This window comes from Tepidimonas sp. (assembly GCF_029335975.1).
Taxonomy (GTDB): domain Bacteria; phylum Pseudomonadota; class Gammaproteobacteria; order Burkholderiales; family Burkholderiaceae_C; genus Tepidimonas.
In genome coordinates this window covers 1-4,947 of record NZ_JARJMT020000004.1, presented here as the reverse complement: position 1 = coordinate 4,947, position 4,947 = coordinate 1, and the positions used below count along the sequence as shown (strand labels likewise).

Here is a 4,947-nt window from a genome sequence, read left to right as displayed (position 1 = left end):
AGGCCGCCCGCTGGGCTACCAACCTGGGCATGTGCAGACGGTGCTGGACGCGATGGCCGCCGTGACCACCGAAGGCACGTCGGCGCGGGTATTCGCCGGCGCGCCGTACCGCAGCGGCGGCAAGACGGGCACAGCGCAGGCCGTCACCATCGGCCAACGGGACAAGTACGACGCCCGTCGGCTGGCGGAATCACAGCGCGACCACTCGCTGTATATTGCCTTTGCGCCGGCTGAGTCCCCGCGCGTGGCGCTCGCCGCCATCGTGGAAAACGCTGGCTTTGGCGCAGCCCACGCCGCCCCCATCGCGCGCCGCGTCTTCGACTACCTGCTGCTGGGCCTGTATCCGAGCGAGGAGGACATCGCTGCCACCCAGCGGGGCCAGAGCGCTGCGCCCATCGGCGTGCCGCGGCGCATTCAAGACGTGCCCTGGCCGCCGGCGGGTCAGGGCGCGGCGCCGTAAGCATCCCAGGTGGTTTTGGCGATCAGGGCAGCGACCACGGTGATGAATACGCCACGCACGAAGGCCGTGCCGTGCTTGAGCGCCAGCCGCGTGCCCAGCAGGCTGCCGACCACATTGGCAACAGCCATGGCCAGTCCATAGTGCCACCAGACGTGCCCCTTCCAGGCAAACAGCGCCACCGCTGCCACATTCGACGTGGTGTTGAGCAGCTTGGCCGAGGCGCTGGCGCTCAAAAAGTCGTAGCCCAGCCAGCGCACGAACAAAAACACGAAAAAGCTGCCCGTGCCTGGGCCAAAAAAACCATCGTAGAACCCAATGATTCCGCCCACCGCACACGCAGCCCACGTCTCGGCCTGGCCGGCGTAGCGGGGCCGATGGTACAGGCCCAAGTCCTTTTTGGCCAAAGTGTAGAGCAGCACAGCCCCCAGGATGAAGGGCAAGGTGCGCCGCAGCTGCTCCGCCGATATCAGCGTCACTGCCCACGCACCCAACCAGGCACACATCAAGCACACCAACGCCGCGGGCAGCAGGGCCGACCAGCGCACCTGCACCCGGCGCGCATAGCGCCAAGTGGCGGCGGCGGTCCCCCAGACCGAGGCGCTTTTGTTGGTGCCCAGCAAGGTTGCCGGCGGCGCATGGGGAAACACCGCAAACAGCGCAGGCACCAGAATCAGCCCGCCGCCGCCCACGATGGAATCCACAAAGCCCGCCAGCAGCGAGGCGCACGTCAACATCAGCCATTCCATGGTTCCGATTGTCACCGGCAGTCCTGCCTGCCCTTGTCACACGCAAAAAAAGCCCGGGCGCCTGTGGCGGCCCGGGCCATCCCCCGGAGACGATGGGGAGCTGGCGAGACGAAGCCGATCAGCGGTTGTAGGCCGACTCGCCGTGGCTGCTGATGTCCAGGCCCTCGCGCTCCTCCTCTTCGGAGACACGCAAACCCACGATCATGTCCACGATCTTGTAGGCGACGACGGCCACCACCAAAGACCGGACCCCATAGGTACAGAAAGCCGGCCACCAGCCCGATCACGATCGAGCCCATCGGCCCGACCGAACCGCAGGCCGGGGTGATCGCCACCAAACCCGCCACCGCGCCGGACGCCGCACCCAACATCGACGCCTTGCCTTTGCGCAGCGCCTCGCCCACAGACCACGCCAGCACGGCAGCGGCCGTGGCCAGCAGCGTGTTCAGGAAGGCCAGCGCAGCCCCGGCGGTGGACTCCAGATTGGCGCCGGCGTTGAAGCCGAACCACCCCACCCACAGCAGTGAGGCACCCACCATGGTCTGCGTCAGGCTGTGCGGGGGCATGGCCTCACGGCCATAACCGATGCGCTTGCCCAGCATATAGGCGCCCACCAGGCCCGCCATCGCGGCGTTGATGTGCACCACGGTGCCGCCGGCAAAGTCCAGCGCGCCCTTGCCCAGCAGGTAGCCGCCCGGGCCCCAGACCATGTGCGCAATCGGCAAATGATTGAAGGTAAACCAGATGGCGCTAAACAGCAACACCGCGCCGAACTTGATGCGCTCGGCCAAGGAGCCGACGATCAGCGCGCAGGTGATGCCGGTGCGGATGCGGATGACCTGTTCGATCGGGAAGACGAAAATCTTGCCGTCGCCAATCTTGCCGGTGCGGGCAGCCCCTTCGATGGCTTCGACCACCCGTTCGACGAGGGTGTCGGCCACGGCCGCCTTGACCTTGACCTTGACCTTGGGCAAAAAGTCGCCCCCCTACGCCGCGGCGCGGTGCAGCTTGAAGGGTTTGATGATGGCGGCAACCAGTTTCATGGCAGTCCTTTCCTTGGGGTTGCTCGCTTTGCTGCTTGGCTGCGCAACTCATCGAGCACGAGCCGTGCCAACCTTCTCGCGCGCAAAGGCCGCCTGCTCCGTGGCATGATGTTGGCTGAGGTCAATCGAACGAACAGGGGGACCATCGTCCATGGGTTTGTGCGTGGCGCGCAGCCGCACCCTCGTCGGGCTTGCGGCGCTGCCGGTGCATGTCGAGGTGCATCTGGCCAACGGCTTGCCGAGCTTCACCCTCGTGGGGCTGGCCGACACCGAGGTCAAAGAAGCGCGCGAGCGCGTGCGCTCGGCCATTCAAAACAGCGGGCTGGAGTGGCCCTCCTCCCGTCGCATCACCGTCAACCTTGCCCCGGCGGACTTGCCCAAAGAATCCGGCCGCTTCGATCTTCCCATCGCCCTGGCCATCCTTGCAGCCAGCGGGCAGCTCGATGCGCAAGCCCTGGCCAAGTACGAATTCGCGGGTGAGCTGTCCCTCAGCGGCGCCTTGCGGCCCGTCCGGGGGGCGTTGCCCATGGCTTTGGCGCTGCGCGCCGAGCAGGCTGCACACACCCCGGAGAGCGCCTTGGTCCTGCCCGCGGCGAATGCGGAGGAGGCGGCGCTCGTGCCTGGGATGACGGTCTATGGGGTAGACCATCTGCTGGATGTGGTGCGGCGCTACCCTGCCGCCGGAACCCCTCCAAACGATTGCACCGATTCGGGATGGCGACGGGCGGCATCTCGCACGATTCTGGTGCAGGATGACAAACCTGGCCTGGATCTCGCGGACATCAAGGGTCAGGCAACGGCCCGACGCGCACTCGAGATTGCCGCCGCGGGCGGCCACAGCCTGTTGCTGTCTGGCCCACCGGGCACTGGCAAGTCCATGCTGGCGCACCGACTGGCGGGCCTGCTGCCCCCATTAAGTGAGGAGGAGGCACTGGAGACCGCCGCAATCGCGTCGCTGGCGGGTCGGTTTCGACCCGAAGACTGGCGCCGGCGTCCCATGGCTGCCCCGCACCACAGCGCCAGCGCGGCGGCCTTGGTCGGGGGCGGCTCGCCGCCGCGGCCGGGCGAAATTTCGCTGGCCCACCATGGGGTGCTTTTCTTGGATGAACTGCCGGAATTCACTCGCGCAGCGCTCGAGGCCCTGCGCGAGCCGCTGGAGACCGGCACGGTGCGCCTGTCGCGCGCCGCGCGGCAGGTCGAATACCCTGCACGCTTTCAGCTCGTGGCCGCCATGAACCCCTGCCCCTGCGGCTATCTGGGATCGACCACACGCGCCTGCCGCTGCACGCCCGATCAGATCCAGCGCTACCGCAACCGACTCAGCGGCCCGCTGCTCGATCGCATCGATCTGCAGGTCGAAGTCCCGGCGCTGCCGGCTGAGGTCCTGCTGTCCGCGCCGCCAGGCGAGCCGTCGGCCACTGTGCGGGCGCGGGTGCGCACCGCGCGCGAGCTCGCCCAGGCACGCCAGGGCCACCCCAACCACGCCCTGCAGGGCGATGCGCTGCTGCGCCATGCCGCAGCAAATGAGGCCGCACGCCGACTGCTGCAACAGGCGGCGGCCCGGATGGGCTGGTCTGGCCGGGCCACGCACCGCGCGCTGCGCGTGGCGCGCACCATCGCCGATTTGGCAGGCTGCGCTCAGGTAGAGCCGGCCCATGTGGCCGAGGCGCTTCAGTACCGCCCCGCAGCCGGGGAAATGCCGCCATAATCGGTCGCATTTCTTCGATCAAGACATTGCCCAATGTCTGTCGCTGACTCGGCCGATCCTGCCCGCCAACCGACCGCCATCGACGGCAAGTCCCTACCCCCGCTGCGCTGGCCCATGTCCCCGTTCATCGGCGACGGCAGCATCAACCAGACAGACCAGCCCCAAGCCTGCGAGGTGGAGGGCCTCAATGGCCAGTCCCGCTCCTGTCTGCTGGTCGCGCTCGAGCCGAAGAAACGGCACAGATGGCCATCGAGGCCTCACTGACCGGCCACCTGGTGCTGTCCACCTTGCACACCAACAGCGCGGCAGAAACCGTGGTGCGGCTGCTGGACATGGGCATGGACCCGTTCAACTTCGCCGACTCGCTGGTGGCGGTGCTGGCGCAGCGGCTGGTGCGCCGCCTGTGCCCTCAGTGCATGCGGCGGGAACCTGCCACGCACGCCGAGCAGGAGGAACTGTGCGAGGACTATCGACATGCCTTTCCCGAGGATCTGCACCCCACGCCCGAGGCGATTCGGGCGGAATGGCGCGCCCAGCTCGGAGAGGACTCGACACCGCATTTGGGTCGCCCGGTGGGCTGCCCCGCATGCGACCACAGTGGCTACAAGGGGCGCACCGGCATCCACGAACTTCTCACCATCGACGCGGCGCTGCGCCGCTTGATTCAGACCAAGGCCCCATCCGAGGCGCTGGAGCATGCGGCCGTATCGCACGGACACTTTCGCACCTTGCGCCAGGACGGAATCCTCAAGGTACTGCAGGGCCTGACCACCATCGACGAAATTCGCGCCAGCACGGCGCATTGAGCAGCGCGCCGAGCGGACACCGTCACAAGTTGGGCGCCAGCCAGCGCGCCAGTTCCTCCACCGGCCAGCCGCGGCGCTGGGCCATGTCCTCCAGCTGATCACGGCCAATCTTGCCGACGTTGAAATAGGTGCTGTCTGGATGTGCCAGATAAAAGCCACTGACGCTGGCGGCTGGCGTCATGGC

At 67.5% G+C, this 4,947-nt stretch carries 6 protein-coding genes and 1 pseudogene; 4 read left to right on the top strand and 3 right to left on the bottom strand.

The window, feature by feature from the left end; translation table 11 throughout:
* Positions 1–460 (top strand): penicillin-binding transpeptidase domain-containing protein (locus P3W97_RS00310; protein ID WP_300842992.1); only part of this gene is annotated, 460 nt, incomplete at its 5' end.
* Here the strand turns inward: P3W97_RS00310 and P3W97_RS00305 are convergent.
* Positions 442–1,206, bottom strand: coding sequence for a TSUP family transporter (locus tag P3W97_RS00305; RefSeq protein ID WP_300842991.1), 765 nt, complete (start codon positions 1,204–1,206; stop codon positions 442–444). The two genes, P3W97_RS00310 and P3W97_RS00305, sit on opposite strands and share 19 nt — an antisense overlap.
* 118 nt (positions 1,207–1,324) lie before the next feature.
* Positions 1,325–2,027, bottom strand: a pseudogene (locus P3W97_RS00300) (ammonia channel protein); the annotation flags it as partial.
* 373 nt (positions 2,028–2,400) lie between these two features.
* Here P3W97_RS00300 and P3W97_RS00295 point away from each other — a divergent pair.
* The 3 genes from P3W97_RS00295 to P3W97_RS00285 are packed head-to-tail and all read left to right on the top strand — an operon-like array spanning position 2,401 to position 4,763.
* Positions 2,401–3,957, top strand: a complete 1,557-nt coding sequence (locus P3W97_RS00295; protein WP_300842990.1) for a YifB family Mg chelatase-like AAA ATPase — start codon at positions 2,401–2,403, stop codon at positions 3,955–3,957.
* Positions 3,958–3,990: 33 nt separating this feature from the next.
* On the top strand, positions 3,991–4,221 hold the full coding sequence (locus P3W97_RS00290; RefSeq protein WP_300842989.1) for a hypothetical protein: 231 nt from the start codon (positions 3,991–3,993) through the stop codon (positions 4,219–4,221).
* Entirely contained in the window at positions 4,200–4,763 is a 564-nt protein-coding gene (locus tag P3W97_RS00285; RefSeq protein ID WP_367184571.1) for a GspE/PulE family protein, read from the top strand. Before P3W97_RS00290 ends, P3W97_RS00285 begins: the two co-directional genes overlap by 22 nt.
* Before the next feature lie 22 nt (positions 4,764–4,785).
* On the opposite strand, the gene P3W97_RS00280 is transcribed toward P3W97_RS00285, so the two are convergent.
* Positions 4,786–4,947: vitamin B12 dependent-methionine synthase activation domain-containing protein (locus P3W97_RS00280; RefSeq protein WP_300842993.1), on the bottom strand; the 162-nt coding region annotated here is incomplete at its 5' end.